General features: G+C 67.8%; 12 protein-coding genes and 3 pseudogenes. 5 read left to right on the forward strand and 10 right to left on the reverse strand.

Features of this window, described 5'->3' with window-relative positions:
- Positions 1 to 196 precede the first annotated feature (196 nt).
- Entirely contained in the window at positions 197 to 937 is a 741-nt protein-coding gene (locus GRC12_RS31170) for a cysteine hydrolase family protein (RefSeq protein WP_208782892.1), read from the reverse strand.
- Positions 938 to 1059: 122 nt separating this feature from the next.
- A complete protein-coding gene (gene biuH / locus GRC12_RS31175) occupies positions 1060 to 1794 on the reverse strand; it encodes a biuret amidohydrolase (RefSeq protein ID WP_208782893.1) in 735 nt (244 codons plus the stop codon).
- A gap of 326 nt (positions 1795 to 2120) precedes the next feature.
- On the opposite strand from biuH, the gene GRC12_RS31180 reads away from it, so the two are divergent.
- Positions 2121 to 2603, forward strand: a complete 483-nt coding sequence (locus GRC12_RS31180; RefSeq protein ID WP_208782894.1) for a DDE endonuclease — start codon at positions 2121 to 2123, stop codon at positions 2601 to 2603.
- Positions 2604 to 2648: 45 nt separating this feature from the next.
- On the opposite strand, the pseudogene GRC12_RS31185 reads toward GRC12_RS31180, so the two are convergent.
- A pseudogene (locus tag GRC12_RS31185) lies at positions 2649 to 3259 on the reverse strand (IS110 family transposase); the annotation flags it as partial.
- Positions 3260 to 3460: 201 nt separating this feature from the next.
- Between GRC12_RS31185 and GRC12_RS31190 the strand changes: the two are divergent.
- Complete coding sequence (locus GRC12_RS31190) at positions 3461 to 3706, forward strand: DEAD/DEAH box helicase family protein (RefSeq protein ID WP_308286677.1); 246 nt, start codon at positions 3461 to 3463, stop codon at positions 3704 to 3706.
- Here the strand turns inward: GRC12_RS31190 and GRC12_RS31195 are convergent.
- The 5 genes from GRC12_RS31195 to GRC12_RS31215 form a co-directional block, all read right to left on the reverse strand.
- A complete protein-coding gene (locus GRC12_RS31195; RefSeq protein WP_208782895.1) occupies positions 3688 to 4830 on the reverse strand; it encodes a HesA/MoeB/ThiF family protein in 1143 nt (380 codons plus the stop codon). The two genes, GRC12_RS31190 and GRC12_RS31195, sit on opposite strands and share 19 nt — an antisense overlap.
- 59 nt (positions 4831 to 4889) lie before the next feature.
- Complete coding sequence (locus GRC12_RS31200; protein ID WP_208782896.1) at positions 4890 to 5075, reverse strand: hypothetical protein; 186 nt, start codon at positions 5073 to 5075, stop codon at positions 4890 to 4892.
- A gap of 37 nt (positions 5076 to 5112) precedes the next feature.
- A complete protein-coding gene (locus GRC12_RS31205; RefSeq protein WP_208782897.1) occupies positions 5113 to 5538 on the reverse strand; it encodes a hypothetical protein in 426 nt (141 codons plus the stop codon).
- A 74-nt stretch (positions 5539 to 5612) separates the two neighbouring features.
- Positions 5613 to 6632, reverse strand: coding sequence for a hypothetical protein (locus GRC12_RS31210; protein WP_208782898.1), 1020 nt, complete (start codon positions 6630 to 6632; stop codon positions 5613 to 5615).
- Positions 6629 to 7660: a hypothetical protein gene (locus GRC12_RS31215; RefSeq protein WP_208782899.1), complete on the reverse strand. Its 1032-nt coding sequence runs from the start codon at positions 7658 to 7660 to the stop codon at positions 6629 to 6631. The genes GRC12_RS31210 and GRC12_RS31215 overlap by 4 nt, the downstream gene beginning before the upstream one ends.
- 535 nt (positions 7661 to 8195) lie before the next feature.
- Between GRC12_RS31215 and GRC12_RS45900 the strand changes: the two are divergent.
- Positions 8196 to 8654: pseudogene (locus GRC12_RS45900) on the forward strand (replication-relaxation family protein); the annotation flags it as partial.
- Positions 8655 to 8746: 92 nt separating this feature from the next.
- On the opposite strand, the gene GRC12_RS31225 reads toward GRC12_RS45900, so the two are convergent.
- On the reverse strand, positions 8747 to 9313 hold the full coding sequence (locus GRC12_RS31225; protein WP_208782900.1) for a SigE family RNA polymerase sigma factor: 567 nt from the start codon (positions 9311 to 9313) through the stop codon (positions 8747 to 8749).
- A gap of 385 nt (positions 9314 to 9698) precedes the next feature.
- Here GRC12_RS31225 and GRC12_RS31230 point away from each other — a divergent pair, with 385 nt between their 5' ends.
- Positions 9699 to 12911, forward strand: a complete 3213-nt coding sequence (locus GRC12_RS31230; protein WP_208782901.1) for an nSTAND1 domain-containing NTPase — start codon at positions 9699 to 9701, stop codon at positions 12909 to 12911.
- A gap of 515 nt (positions 12912 to 13426) precedes the next feature.
- Here GRC12_RS31230 and GRC12_RS31235 read toward each other — a convergent pair.
- Positions 13427 to 14011 carry a VanZ family protein gene (locus GRC12_RS31235; protein ID WP_208782902.1) on the reverse strand — a complete coding sequence of 195 codons (585 nt, stop codon included), beginning with the start codon at positions 14009 to 14011 and terminating at the stop codon, positions 13427 to 13429.
- 411 nt (positions 14012 to 14422) lie between these two features.
- On the opposite strand from GRC12_RS31235, the pseudogene GRC12_RS31240 reads away from it, so the two are divergent.
- Positions 14423 to 14886, forward strand: a pseudogene (locus GRC12_RS31240) (GNAT family N-acetyltransferase); the annotation flags it as partial.

Genomic DNA, 14886 nt, shown 5'->3' on the forward strand with positions numbered 1-14886 from the left:
GGTCTCGGCGGGGGCGGTGCGACGGAGTGACAGCATGGTGGGATCACCCTTCGTCGGGTGGAGCGGTGGATTCCGGCGCGGGGTACGCCTGATAACGGGACACTGATGGACAGTGGGCACCGTCGAGGTGGCGGTGCGGTCGGGCCCGGTGCGGTCGGGGAGGCCGGGGCGCGGCGGCCGGGCGCTGGTGGCCCTGTCAGCGTGGCTGTTGCGCCGGTTCGCGGGCGGTTTCCGGAGCGTCGGGGCCGACGGGCGCCACGGTGGCCAGTGCCGCCAGGAACGCGGCCGACTCCGCGGTCCAGCCGAAGATGCCGCCCTGAGCGGCCACCATCTCCAAGCCCGCCTGCTGGAACTGGGGGAAGTAACTGCCGACGCAGTCGGACAGGACCAGGCACTCGTATCCACGGTCGTTGGCTTCGCGGACCGTCGTGTGCACACACACTTCGGTGGTGACGCCGGTGACGACGAGACGGCGGATGCCGCGGGCGTTGAGCAGTTCACCGAAGTCGGTGGCGTAGAAGGCGCCTTTGCCCGGCTTGTCGATCACCGGCTCACCCGCCACCGGGTAGAGCTCCTCGATGATGTCGTGGCCCTCCTCACCGCGGACCAGTATCCGGCCCTTGGGGCCCGGGTCGCCGATGCGCATGCTGGGGTTTCCTCGCAGCAGCTTGCTGGGGGGACAGTCGGACAGGTCCGGCAGGTGTCCCTCGCGGGTGTGCATGACCGCCATGCCCGCGGCCCGGCAAGCGTCGAGTACGGCCCGCAGCGGAGCGATGGTTTTCCGCAGTTGTTCCACGTCATTGCCCAGGCTCTCGCCGAATCCGCCGGGTTCGAGGAAGTCCCGCTGCATGTCGATGAGAACGAGTGCCGTCTCGGCGAGGTCGAAGGAGAACGCGTACGGGACGGCCTCGACACTGAGCGATTCCGCAACTGCCATGGCGGTTCCTGCTTTCGTCGATGGGAAGGGGAGTCGACGCGGTCGGCTCGGCCGGATTCGGACCATGCGCCCGGATGTGCAGGACTGTTTGAGCGGTGCAGGGGCCCGTCCGGTGGGTCAGCTCAGGAGGTGGCCCAAGTCGTGGCAGTGATCAGGTCGTCGGCGGTGGAGACGCATCCGAAGACGCCGCCCTGCATGGTCACCATGTGCAGCGCGGCTTCATGGTTCGAAGGGTCCGTCGCGCCGGTGCAGTCGGAGAGGATCAGACATTCGTAGCCGCGGTCGTTGGCCTCGCGCATGGTGGTGTGGACGCACACGTCCGTGGTGATGCCGGTGAGCACCAGATGGGTGATGCCCCGAGTGCGCAGTACGAGGTCGAGGTTGGTGGCGTAGAACGCTCCCTTGCCCGGCTTGTCCACGATCACCTCACCGGGAAGCGGGGCCACTTCGGGCACGATCTCCCAGCCGGGTTCTCCCCGCACCAGAATGCGGCCGCACGGTCCGGCGCCGCCGATCTCGGCGCCGATCTGCGCGGACCGCCAGCGCTTGTTCGCCGGCAGGTCCGCCAGATCGGAGGCGTGCCCCTCACGGGTGTGGACCACGAGCATGCCGGTGCTGCGGGCGTGCGCGAGCAGCTTCTGCGTCGCCGGGAGCCCGGCCCGGGTCAGCGAGATGTCGTATCCCATGGTGTCCACGTAACCGCCGGGTCCGCAGAAGTCCGTCTGCCAGTCGATGCAGAGCACGGCGACACGGTCGGCGGGCACAGATGTGTCGTACGGCCATGCGTAGGGCTTCGCGGTGACCGGGCCGATGATTACTGTCGTATTTTGCGGACTTATGGGCGTACTGTCAGCCATTGACCCCCCAAGCCAGGTGAAGTGGTGCATGGGAAAGTAGCCACAATATTTCTGGCATTCCGTACACGGTGATTATGTGGAAATTAGTTTCGGCCAGACGATCGCCGCGTTACGCAGGAATGACGCGGCCACCGGGGGCGCAGGGCCCAGGGCCACGGCCCCTTTGCGGGGCGACGCCCGAGGTCCGACCGACGCCGATGATCACGCTGTACCCGGAGAGCGAGGCGCCGGGGGATCAAGGACCTGAAGCGCCGTACCGCCAGAGAGCAGTGGGCCTGTTCGGAATGCCGGACACCACGAGGACGGGACGCGGCCGGGACCAGGGCGTGGTCAACGTCGCGGGCGGGGTCTGCTTCCGTCCTGGCCACCGTGCGCGCCTGGTGTACCGGCTGCACGTGTACCACGGCCGCGCGGGCGAGCCGAAGACCTTCGCCGGGCGCGACTACTGTGACCTGATCATTACCGTTCACCGGCAGCTGGAGGCCCCGCTGGTGTGGTGCCGGGACAACCTGAGCCGGCGTCTGACGGAGGAGCCGGCGGACTTCGCCGAGGCGAACAGTGCGTGGCGCCGGGTGTTCCAGCTGCCGGCTCGTGCGCCGGTGTTGAACCCGGTGGAGGGGGTGTGGTCGCTGCTGCGGCGGGCCATGGCGAACTGCGTGGTGGCCGACCTACCCGCGCTGGTCCGCATCCTCAGACACAAGTTGACGGGGATCCATACCGCCCGCACCTGCTCGACGGCTGTCTCGCCGGCGTGGATGTGGCCGGGCTCAGCAGCGGCAGGCCGGTCTGGAGGGGCTCGACGACGATGAGACCGTGGAGCGTCCGTAGCCGTGGCGGCCGCCACGAAGGCGAGTTGGTTCTGGTGAGAGGCCAGCGAAGGACGCCAGACGATCGGCCGTGCCGAACGCCTCCAGGTCGCCGCCGGTGGCGGCGATGCACTCGGCACCGAGGAGGGTGCCCATGCCGGGCAGGCTCCGGATCACCGTCGCGTGCCGGTGCTCGTTGAACCGGGCCTCGATGAGCGCGTCGAGTTCGGCGATCTCCTCGTCGAGAACCAGCACACCCTTGGCAATGCGGGCGACCATGGCGGCCGCGAGGGTCTGGCCCGGCAGTGCGGTGTGCTGGAACTTGGCCGCCTCGACGGCTGTTTCGGCGAGCGCCGCCGCGTTCTTCACCTTGCGGTTCTTGAGCCAAGTTCCGATCCGCCTGGCCCCGCTGCGGCGGATTGCGGCCGACGTCTGGTAGCCGGTCAGCAGCATGACCGGACCCTTCTTGCTCAGGTTCAGCACCCGCTCCAATGCGGGGAAGAATTCCAGCAGCGAGCCCGCAGCCGGTTGGTCTGACGAGTCCGGTCGTTGACCAGGTCGAGGCGCCGGACAGTCAGGGTGCGCAGGTCGACGGCTATCTCGTCGCCGGACCGCAGGAGACCGAGGTCCTGGCGCATGCGCGCCTGGTCGGCGAACACTCGACCAAGGCGTGAGGCAGGTCGAGTGCTCACGGGCAGGATAGGGAACCAACGAGGCATCTCCTGTGCCAGCGAGTTGAGACTCGAACACCTCCCTCAACGGCGCGGGAGCCTCGGGCGTTGCGGACCCCGACGCCTTCACCCGATCGGTGGCCACGCTGAAAGAGCTCACTGCTTCGGAGTCTCTCGGAGCAGCCGGGGATGGGAATTCCTCCTGAGGGGTTGAGGGCTCAGGTCATCGCCGCCACCGGGTCCGGGAAGACTCTGATCGGTGTGGAGGTGACGAACCGTCTGTCCGCGCGCAGGGTACTGGTGTTGGTTCCGACGCTGGATCTGCTGCCGCAGATGGCGGCCGCGTGGCGTCAGGGCGGCCGGCACGGGCGATGGCCGGGGTGTGCTCGCTGCGGGATACTGCAGATCGCCAGGGGTCAAGAAGCACCTACGTAGGGGTTTGCCCCGGTGCTGCAGTGGGCGCAGTTGGTGCTGCGTTCGAGTAGGACGCCGTACCAACGGAGCACGCTTTGGCTGTCCACGTTCACTCCCATGGGGTCCCATGACGCGTGGGCGAGTTCTCGACGATTGATCCATTGGTAGATCGGTGCGACGAGGTCGGCACTCAGCGTCCGGAACGCGTCCGATCGGCCGTCGAGCAGTTCCAGCAGGGCGAGTTTGACCATGAGTAGGGCGATCGGCACGATGTCGCTGGAGAGGCCAGGCTGGGGTGTCACCTCGCGGTCGGTGTAGGAGGTGCGGGAGGCGTCCCGGACACTGCTGATCTCATTGTCGGCGGCTTCCTGGGGGAGCGCCTGGACGAAGCACTGGTAACACGGGGTAAGTCCGGGGATCACCCGCTGCACGATGCCGCCGTATGCCCGTCGGTAGACGCCGCCGATGATCATCGGATGCTTGCCCTGTAGGCAGAGCCGGTTGATCAGCAGGCGGCTTTCCCTGGTGTCCGTGGCGCAGATGACCAGCTCCGCTCGCTCGCCGAGGAGCAGGTCTCTCACCTCGCTTCGGGTGTCCCCGGAGATCCGCGTGGTACTGGTCACAACCCGAGCGCCCGGGTTGTGCCGATGGACCAGGTCGCGCATGGCGTTGACCTTCAGCCGACCGACGTCGTTCAGGCCGCACTCGTGTCGAGAGACGTTGCCGACCTCAAGGCGATCGTCGTCGAGCAGCACGAACCTACCGACCCCCGCCCGCGCCAGCTCCCGAACGATGAAGCTTCCCCCAGAGCCCAGTCCGAGCACGGCTACGCACGTGTCCTGAAGCGCGTCGGCGCCAATGATGGCGCCGACACGGTCGGATGCGACGGAACGGGATGGGACCACGCTGGCACCGAGTCGTTCACCCAGCCCTTCGCCCAGCCGAGTCGAGTGGTGCGCACGGACGCCGTCACCCTCGGCCCAACACACGATCGCCGGGCCGGGCTCGTCGAGGACCCAATCGATGGCGGGAGGTTCGGGGAGCACCAGCACGTCCATGCCGGCGGCACCGTCCACGTATCCGACGTCACCCTGGTCCATAAGGCGCATGCCGAGCCGTAGCCGGGCCTCGGATGCGGCGGCCACGAGGGAGTCGTACGCCCCTGCTCCCAGCACCAACTGCCTGGGAAGGGAAGGCAGCCCGTTCACGAGAAGGCTTTCATGTCTTCGGCGTCCACCTGGGCCACCCGGTCGCCGGGGCGCTCGTTGCCGCTGCGCACTTCCCACTTGCCTGTCACGGGGTTCATCACCATCTTCTTGCCCGCTGGCATACGCCCCGAGGCCGCCTGCTCCAAAAAGGCCCGAATGTCACTGTGCTTGTCACTGGCCACGAATTCCTCAATTCTTCCTGCGCTCGAACTCGGCGCATCAGCCTTCTACGAGGAAGTTGCTGATAGGGCTTCCGTCATCGAGGTGGCACTCATAGGCGGCGATCCACAGCGTGCCTTTCCGGACGACTTTGTTGACCGACACGTGGGAACTCCAGGACTCGGGTCGAAATGTGCACACCTTCGTCCAGCCCGGGCGGTCGGTCTGCCAGACATGCATGGAGGAATTAGTGCCGTACGACTCGATGCTTCGCAGTCCACGCCAGCCCAACAGCGGGCTCGGCCACGTGATGTAGGTGCTCGGACATTCATCCGGATATCCGGACGGAAAGTAGACCCGCAGCGTGTAGTGCCTGTTCGTGTTGCTTATCCACGACCCATGCGCATAGGTCCGTCCGCGTACTGCCGTGTCGTAGAGATCAAACGAACTGAACTCGCTGCGCAGAAAAGATCTTTCCTGCGCCATCCCGTACATTTGATACGGCTCCCAATTCATCTCACGCCTCGTCTTTCGTCAGCTCGATCACTACCACCGTATCGTTATGGCAGCCGGTCGATCTGTTTGATGCCCCAGTCCAGTGGTACCCGCAGCATGTATTTCTCGTCCGGCGTGTTAGGGGCCCACGGCACCGCCTGGTCCCGCCCGGATCCTGGATAGACCGTGCAGGAGAAGACGACTGGCGCACTGCCGTCCCAGGCCAGCAGAAGGGAGATCCGGGCGTGGTGTCGGGGTCGGCTGATGGCCACCTTGAATCCTCGCTCCTCGGCTAGGGGTGTGGCCTCGATGGTGTAGTCCCGTGACAGCTCACCGAGCAGTGGCTGGACCCAATCGTTTAGGTAAGCGACGAGGTCCGGGATCGGTAGGTACTCGCCCGAGATCAGCGCGCTCTCGCCGGAGGGCCGGTCAGACGCTCCCGGTGATCTCGGCCACCGTGTCTCCGACTTGGCGGAGCTGCCCAGCCGACACACGCCGCGTGGCGTCTGTGGTGCGGGACGTAGCGTCTCGTGCAGATCGCTGTTGCGGACGATGTCCTTGACCGCATGCCGTAAAGGGCTTTCCCCGGGCAGCACGTGGAATTCGGTATCCGAGCGGGACAGAATCCTGCTGTCCAGGTAGAAGTACGGGGTGAGCAGAACCTTCGGAGCAGGCTTGCGCAGGACCTTCGTGCGTGCTTCGCCGGTGAAATTCGCGATGATCTCAACGTATCGGGGGCGCTGGAACTTCTGTCCGTACCGACGGGTCCGCTCACGGTCACCCGAACTTGGTTCGTACAGTCCGATCGAATGGTGTGAATGCCACATTCCCAGACACTGGGTTCCGAAGCGCTCCCAGAGGATCGTCTCCATCTCGAAGGTCACCTGAGGGTCGAGTTCCAGTGAGTGGAGCTTGCGCACCGCGCGTTCAGTTGGCCGGGTGGCCAAATGCACCGTTGGGTCGCCACCGTGGCTGAACAGGCCGAATAGGCTGCCGCCGGTTTCGATGTCGGAGTAGCCCTGCGTCTCGTCAAAGATCACATCTAGTTCGGATTCGTAGATTCGCACCAAGCGGTTGCCTGTCATGCCAACCCTTCCGCGATCTGGAGGAGGCGGCAGTCGGCTGACCAGCTTGCCGCGTCGATCGTCAAGTGTGCCCGTTCACCCAATTTTTCGAACACCACCAGCGGTGCGCTGTCGGGGTAGTTGCGGTCGAGCATGAAACCGATTTCGAGATCACCGCGAGTAGCGACCAGCTGGACAGCGGCAAAGCCGGACTCCCACTTCTGCACATCGAAGCCATGGCGTCTGAGTTCCGCGAATTCTGATTGAATCCGGCTGCGGCGGTCCGACGCGGCGTCGGTGGTCAGCTGCGGCCGCGCCGGTTCCGTGCCAGTCCCGGTTCCAGGTCCGAACTTCGCGAGCAGATCCACGGCGGGGTCCCCGTTGAACTGCCAGTACAGCTGTACACAGTTGACGATGAACCAGGCAACGACGGCCGCGACGATCTGATCGTCTGGGTACTCGAGTTCGGCGAGGTTGACGTACTGCCAGGTGGGAAACGAACCCTGGTAGGGGCGGCTTGCGTGCGGCCCCCAGCCGAACCGAGCCACCTTCACTTCGAAGGCGCGCGCGTTGTCGGTGGTCGGGAACAAGGCGTGCAGGTAGGCGAAAGCATCGAGGTATCCCTCATTGGCCTCGAACCGTACGACGATCGCGGGGCGATCCCCGAGCCGGGCCGAGGCGGCCTCAAAGCCTCCCAATGCCGTGGAGATCACGGCGTATTCGGCGAGGCCGGGAACTTCGGTCAGTGCGTCGTGAACGAGCCCAGGTGCCTTCGATCCGATCCCGGCATCGCTCCAAACCGTCGGATACACCAAGATTTTGGACGGCCTCTTTCCGGTGAACGCGGCAGGTCGGGGACCGTACGTCCCGCCGGCCGGGCCCACTGGGACTCGGAGCGTCTCCTGCCGCACCAGGTCCGACGTACGCGGCGGAGGTCTCTGCCCTGGATCCAGCCATCGTGCTCTCACCTGTTTGATGGCCAGATCCGTCGCACTTTTCGCGATGCCACCGATGATCGCTTTCGCGACGAGCGCGACGAAATACTCCATCCCCGTCTCCCCCCGAAGAACCTGACCCCAACCATGACATAGGGGAGGGTTCACCATAAGGGGTTTGCGCCATTTGGGGCTGCCCGATCCGGCCCGCGTGTAGGTGAGCTGCTGTTGCCGCGCCGCCTCCTTCTCCGGCGCTCGAGCGCGGAGACCCCGCCGACGCGCAACAGAAGCAGACGCGCCCCAATCCCCCGAGGCGCACCGGTCCGTCCCACCCGCCCTTCCCTTCCTTTCTTCTTGTCTGGGAAGGGCGTGGAGGTGTGCAGAGAGGGATGTCGGGCTGGCGGCCACGCCGGAAAGGCATGATGACCAGCGGATACGTCGTCACCTGCCAGAAAGGCGCAGTCAGTTGCGGGCAGGGGATACCGGGGGGACATTCGGATGGGATGCGGGCGTGGTCGGGGACGGGGTTATCGCTTCGTGACGCTGGTCGGGCCTTGGTGGTCGGGATCTTGGTCGGGGCTGGCTGCTGGCCTGGGTGGTACGCGAGGCGCCGGAAGGACGGTGCCGCACTGTACGGAGGGCACGGGCGATGGTGAATGTGGATACGGGCGGGGCGGACCGGCTGGCGCTGGCGGTCCTGGCGCAGCACCGGATGGCCACCACCGATCAGATGCATCTGGTCATCGCGCCGGGGGTGCGGAACGAGCAGACGCGGCGTCGGCTGGCGAAGCTGCGGGAGGAGGGCCCGGTCGACCGCATCACCCTGCCGCGCGCCGGGCGCACGAGGGTGAGGTTCGCCACCCAGTACGGGTTCGAGGTCGCGTCGGAGTGGCCGGAGCTGAGGCAGTGGCGGCCGCCGCGGCTGGTCTCGGACCGGATTGCCGGGCGGCTACGGGTGGGGCACACGCTGACGGTGACGGAGACCGCACCGGCGTTCCTTCAGGGCCCGCGTCGGCGCGGGGAGGTATGCCAGCCGCTGGACTTCATCCCGGAGGTCTACCACCCGCTGGGCAACGGTGAGGCCGTCATTCCCGACGCCCTGCTCTACTACCGCCGCGGCGATGACGGCGGTGAGGGCCGGTCGATGCTGCGGGCGTTCACGGGGTTGCGGCGCAGCGGCAACGCGGCGCGTTCGGCGCATCATCGCGCCGGGCGGCCGACAGGTGGACTCACACTGCAGGTTGCAGGTGTCGAAGCCAAGTCGGGGTCGCGGTGCTGGAGCTCCTGGCGGAGCCGGGTGAGCGCTCGGTGCAGTGTGCTCTTGACGGTTCCGGCCGCAATACCGAGGGCGGTGGCCGTCTCGTCGTTAGACATCTGCTCCCAGTGTCGTAGCACCACGACGTTGCGCTGTTGCGGCGTCAGCGTCTTCATGATGTCGATCAGCAGGGCGCGGTCGGCGTGCTGCTCGGTGGAATCCTCGATGGATACGTCCGGCAGGCGTTCGATGGGGAGTTCTTCCAGTTTCTTGGCCCGCCACCACTGGGTACGGGTATTGATCATGACACGCCGCAGGTAGGCGTCCGCGAGCTGCTTGTCCGCTATGTGGTCCCAGCGGTGGTAGGCGCCCAACAGCGCGGTCTGCAGGAGGTCTTGCGCGGCGAGCGGATCGCCGACAAGGCGACGAGCCGAGCGCAGCAGCGCCTCGTGCCGCGTACGGACGTACTCCTCGAAATCCGACATCGCGCCGGGGTGCCTGCTCGGGTTCATGTGGCTCGTTCCTCCCAAGTCGGTGAGGGTGCTCGCGTGCTTCTCGCGTGACGTCCACGTGGATGCCCGTTCATGGTCTGGGGAGCTGGCCGGTCCCCTCGTGCCGGCCAGTTCCCCAGACCAAGTCAGCGGTGCCGACGGGCCGGACGGGAGGCCGTGCCGGTGGCTTGGTGGTTCTGTGTATCGAGTTCAACTGCTTGCGCATTGAATGGGCAGTCTGTTCCGCCACCCTGATCAAAGGCTGAAGTCCTGTTCGTAGACGCGGCAGGAGAGACCTTGACCGAAGAAGGCACCTGTCGTTTGCCCTTCTGTCCGAGCGTGCGTAGCGTCCGGACGATCGCGCCGTGTCCACGGGGGAATACGGCCGACAGGGGGTGAGCCGTCGATGGCAGGACGTCCTGAAAGCCCGCTGGATCCGACTGCGGGACCGGTGGCGCGGTTCGCGGCCGAGTTGCGCAAACTCCGGGCGGAGGCCGGGAGTCCGACCTATCGGGTGATGGCGCGGCGCACAGGGCAGGGAGCGAGCACGCTGTCGCAAGCGGCCGCCGGTGATCGGCTGCCGACGCTGTCGGTTGCCCTGGCGTACGTGGCCGCGTGCGGCGGCGATGCCGGCGAGTGGGAGGAGCGCTGGCGTGAGGTGGCCGCGGAGTCGGCGGCAGAGCCGCACACCAGGGAGGAGAACGCCGAGCCGCCCTATCGGGGACTGGCCCGCTTCGAACCCGCTGACGCCGGCCTCTTCTTCGGTCGCGACCAGCTCACCGACCGGCTGCTGGAGCTGGCCGGCTCGCGCCGTTTCACCGCGGTGTTCGGGCCGTCGGGCAGTGGTAAGTCCTCAGTGCTGCGCGCCGGACTCATCGCTCGCCTCCGCGACCCGGACCACGACGGTCCCCCGCCTGCCGCACTACGGATCCTCGCTCCCGGCGATCAGCCTCTGCGTACGCACGCCGAGTATCTGACCCCGGCGGACGCCGACGGCGACACATGGTTGATCGTCGACCAGTTCGAAGAGCTCTTCACACTCTGCACCGACCGGCCGGAACGTGAGCAGTTCATCGACCGCCTGCTGGCCGCGACGGAACCGGGGAGCCGGTTGCGCGTGGTGATCGCCGTACGCGCCGACTTCCTCGGCCGCTGCGCCGAACACGCCTCGCTGAGCGCCGCGCTGCAGGATGCCACCGTGCTGGTGGGCCCGATGAGCCGCGACGAGGTGCGTGAGGCCGTCATCAAACCCGCGCAGACGGCGGGCGCCATCGTGGAGCGCGCGCTGACCGCGCGCATCCTGGACGAGATCGACGGCGAGCCCGGCGCCCTGCCGCTACTTTCCCACGCCCTGCTGGAGACCTGGCACAGACGCAAAGGGCGCGCCCTCACCGAAGCCGCCTACGACGCGGCCGGCGGCATCCACGGCGCCATCGCCCGTACCGCCGAAGACGTCCACGCCGGCCTCACCCCGGCCCAGGCCTTCCTCGCCCGGCGCATTCTGCTGCGTCTGATCACCCCCGGGGAAGGTGCTCCTGACACCCGTCGGCCCGCCCGGCGCGAAGAGTTCGACTTCGGCGACCCGGCCGACACCACGACCGTATTGGACCGTCTGGCCCGGGCCCGCCTGGTCACACTGGACGAGGACAGGGTCGACATCGCCCACGAAGCCCTGATCGCCGCCTGGCCACGACTGAGGCAATGGATCGACGACACCCGGGAGCGGCTGCGCCTTCACCGCCAACTCACCGACGCGGCACGGACCTGGAACGATCTCGACCGCGACCCCGGCGCTCTCTTTCGCGGCACCCGGCTGGCCGCGGCCGAGGAAGGCTTCGCCGGGCGACGCGGCGAGCTGACCGCGGCCGAGCGCGCCTTCCTCGACGCCAGCAGCGCCGCCCGCGCACAGGAGCAACACGCCGCCCGACGAACCGTCCTACGGCTTCGCCGGCTGCGCGTGGGCGTGTCCGCGGCCGCGGCCGCGGCGATGATCGCCGGCCTGGTGGCCTGGCAGTGGAACCACACGGGGCAGCAGCGACTCGCCCAAGCGACCTCCCGGCGCGTGGCCGCACTCGCGGACAGCATGCGCTACGCCGAGCCGCTCACCGCGCTGCGCCTGAGCGTGGCGGCTTGGCGCATCAGCCCCACACTCGAGGCCAGGAGCGCCCTGATGGGCGCCTCCACCCAGCCCGAACAGGATGCTTTCGCCGAGCCCGGCCAGGCGGCCAACGACGCACTGGATCCCTTCTTCCTCAAGAGTGACGGCACCACGCTGGTGACCGGCAGCACGGGGCGCGTGCAACTGTGGGACCTGAGCACCCACCGCCTCGTGCGCACCCTGCACACCGGCCTGAACGACCACCTGCTCGACGTGTCCCCCGACGGTCAACGGCTGTTGATCCTCGCTGCGAAGGGCTGGGAGGTGCGCGACGCCGCCTCCGGCGCGTCGACCCGATTACCGTTCACCTTCTCCGACGGGACCGTGCGCTTCGGCCCCACCCCGGACACCTTCCTCCTCCAGGACGAGGACCGCCGGCTCGTCAGAGTGTGGCACCGCTCGCGCCCCGTACGGACGCTCCGCTCCACGCCCGTCCCACCGCAACGAACAACGGCGTGCACGCAGACCGGTGACCTGCTGGTGTGGGACGGCAGCGAACAGCGCCGATTGAGCAGCACCGGATCGCTGGCCTCCATCGCCCGCCTCGCGTGCGGCCGCCGTGACGACCTCGTCCGGCCCCAGGTGTTGCACAACGACCCCGACCACCTCGTCATCGCCACGCAGAAGCGCCTACGCGTCTGGAACCTGCGCACCGGACGGGAAACCCCGTCCATCCCTGCACAGTCCCCCACCTCCGTCTCCAGCACCCCGGACGGCAGCTTCCTGACCGTCGCCGATGACAGGGCCCTTGCCGTATGGCGTGTCGCCAACCCCGACAGACCGGTCTTCCGGTACGCACTGAACGGTCGTCGGGCCCGGTCGGTGACGCTCGACCCGCGGCGCAAGACGATCCGATACGTGGAGGGCAGCTTCCTGACGACGCCCGTCATCCGGTCCCTCTACGTCGGTGACGCCCTGGATCACGGCTGGCGACCGGACACGGCTCAGAAGATGCCCCCTGCACCCGACCCTTCCGGCCCGGAGGGCAGCAGAGTCACGGCCGTTCACGCGGCCCCCGGCGTCCAAGGCCGGGTGGCGACCGGTGACGACACAGGCTGGGTCACCCTCTGGGACCGCTCGGCGCAACACCGATTGGGGGTCTTCGACGCTCTGCCCCCAGCTACGGAGGATGCCAAACCTCAGCCCGTCACCGCGCTCGCCTATTCACCGGACGGCAGCGTCCTGGCCGCCGCCGGAGGCGGCATCATCCGGCTGTGGGACGCCGCGACATCCCGTCCCCTCGGCGCAAGGCTGCTCGCGGCGGGCGATGAAACGGTCTCCCTGGCGTTCAACCGCGCTGGGACGGCCCTCATCGCCGACGGCACCCACACACCACCGCGCGCCTACCCGATCTCGCCGCCATCGGTCGCCGCGTCCGTCTGCGCCCGCGCAGGCAGCGGTCTCAGCCCGGCCGACTGGCAGAAGTACATTCCGGATGTCCCCTACCGGCAGACCTGTTGAGCGCGAGTGGCAGCGGTGCCGTTGCAGTACGCGGCGAGACGGCCGAGAACCTGAATCGAAGACCGTTTCATCTCCTGATCGTCAAAAGCATCACAGGCCTCGAAGAGGCATTCCAGCAGTCATGCAATTCAAGAATTGCATGACTGCTGACACGTACTACAACGGGGGACCGAACAGGTCCCCGTCGAAGCCGAGCTGGACGAGCTGATGCCGCCTGAGGTTCCGCAAAGGGGGCGGGCTCCTGCGGGGTGCGCCGCAACAACTCGCTGCCGCCATACGGCCGGGCCAGGACGCCCGGCTGCGCTGGCCCGACGGGCAGCAACGCTGCGTGCGGCTGGGCAGAGAACCGCTGATGGGGACGACCAGGGACGCCTGATCGTGGCCTTCCTCGGCGCGGGACCGCCACCAGCCCCGTGACGGGGCCGACGTGCCAGGACATGGCCAGCCTTCCCATCGGCCAGCTCAACGAAGACCCGTCGCTGACCTGGCTCATCGAAGGTTGACCGTTCACACCTTCATGCGGATCTCCCGCTCACCTCCCCGCGTTCCCGGTCCGGTCCTCCCGCGGGGAGCGGGCTCCTGCCAGCGCGCCACCAGCGGCGTGACGCCACTGCCGCCAGACCAGCGCCGGCGGTGTTGAGCAGCACATCGTCCACGGACGACACCCGGTCCAGCTGCAGGACATACTGCGCCGTCTCGACCAGGACCGAGCAGCACGCCGCGAGCGCGAGAACCCGCCGTACCGACGCCAGCGCCGCGAATCGCAGCGGGCCGAGGAACCCCAACGCCGCGAACACCAGCAGGTTGCCGACGATCTGGCCCGCGTCCATCGTGAGCAGGTCCCGCAACGGCACCAGGTTCACAACCGCCCCGTCCTCGTCGCCGGGCAGCAGGATCAACCAGACCGGCGGCACTGTCCCGTAGACGATGCCGACCTCGGCGAGCGACATGCGCCACGCCCTCGCCGCCCCGGAACCGGCGAGCCTCCGCCAGCGGGCGAGAATCCACGCCGCCAGCGCTGCCAACGGCAACGCGGCCACCGTGAGGATCACCACCCCGGTGAACGTGCCGACCCACCCGTGCCACCCTTCGAGTCGCACCGTGCCCCCTCTGCTTCCATCCGGTCGTCGTCGGCAGTCTCACCGACGGCACGTATCGGCGGCGTATTGATCGGCGTTTGGCACTCAACAAACAAGATCATCCTCACGACAAACCCTGAGCTCGAAGAGGCAGGAAAGTCACCACAGGGCCGTCGCACAGCGGCCAGCGTGAAAGCAGAGTCATGGAGTGGTGTGCATTGTGGAGTAGCACGTCACGGGCCTGGTGTGTGTCGGCTCCGGGTACTCAGGCTGGTGACGGGCGGGTGACTTCGGTGGAGATCGCCGGTCAGTAGGCGGCTTCCCTGATGGTGAGGACGAGCAGGCGTGGGCGGCCTCCCTCATCGTCGCCCACTGCCACGGCGCCGCCTAATTCCGCTGGCGGCCAACGCCTCGTCTTGCGACAGTGCGGGAATGGAGTGGAGAGCCGTTTCCGTGGCGGACGTCGACGCCCTCGCCGAACTGCTCGGCCGGGACGAGGAGGCGACGGTCGGCCGCCGCGAGTCCGGCCCCGCCGAGGCGCGCGGCATATTGGCCGCCCCCGGGCTGGACCTGCCCTCCCGCACGTGGACCGCGTCGGGCCCCGACGGCGGCCTGCTCGGCTTCGCCGCCCTCCATCCCGCGCCTCAGCCTGGCGAGCTGCGTGCCCAGTTGGTCGTCCCGCCGTCCCGGGATGCGCCTGCCGTCACCGCGACGCTCCTGGACCGCCTCGACGTTTGGGCCGCCCACGACCTGCCGACCCCGGACACGCCGGTGACGCTGTATCAGCTTCCTGGCTGCTTCCCTCACCACCAACTCCTCGGCCGCGGCTGGAGCGTCGTGGACAGCAGCAGCCGCCTCACCGTCGATCTGGACGCCATGCGCCTCCCCGCCCACCC

This window comes from Streptomyces griseorubiginosus, assembly GCF_017614965.1.
In the GTDB taxonomy this organism is placed as follows: Bacteria; Actinomycetota; Actinomycetes; order Streptomycetales; family Streptomycetaceae; genus Streptomyces; species Streptomyces griseorubiginosus_B.

Excerpts from the sequence above, each read along its gene's own strand:
- GRC12_RS31170 (WP_208782892.1), bottom strand. The coding sequence starts at position 937 with ATGGCAGTTGCGGAATCGCTCAGTGTCGAGGCCGTCCCGTACGCGTTC.
- biuH (WP_208782893.1), bottom strand. The coding sequence starts at position 1,794 with ATGGCTGACAGTACGCCCATAAGTCCGCAAAATACGACAGTAATCATC.
- GRC12_RS31190 (WP_308286677.1), top strand. The coding sequence starts at position 3,461 with ATGGGAATTCCTCCTGAGGGGTTGAGGGCTCAGGTCATCGCCGCCACC.
- GRC12_RS31205 (WP_208782897.1), bottom strand. The coding sequence starts at position 5,538 with ATGGCGCAGGAAAGATCTTTTCTGCGCAGCGAGTTCAGTTCGTTTGAT.
- GRC12_RS31210 (WP_208782898.1), bottom strand. The coding sequence starts at position 6,632 with ATGACAGGCAACCGCTTGGTGCGAATCTACGAATCCGAACTAGATGTG.
- GRC12_RS31215 (WP_208782899.1), bottom strand. The coding sequence starts at position 7,660 with ATGGAGTATTTCGTCGCGCTCGTCGCGAAAGCGATCATCGGTGGCATC.
- GRC12_RS31225 (WP_208782900.1), bottom strand. The coding sequence starts at position 9,313 with ATGAACCCGAGCAGGCACCCCGGCGCGATGTCGGATTTCGAGGAGTAC.
- GRC12_RS31230 (WP_208782901.1), top strand. The coding sequence starts at position 9,699 with ATGGCAGGACGTCCTGAAAGCCCGCTGGATCCGACTGCGGGACCGGTG.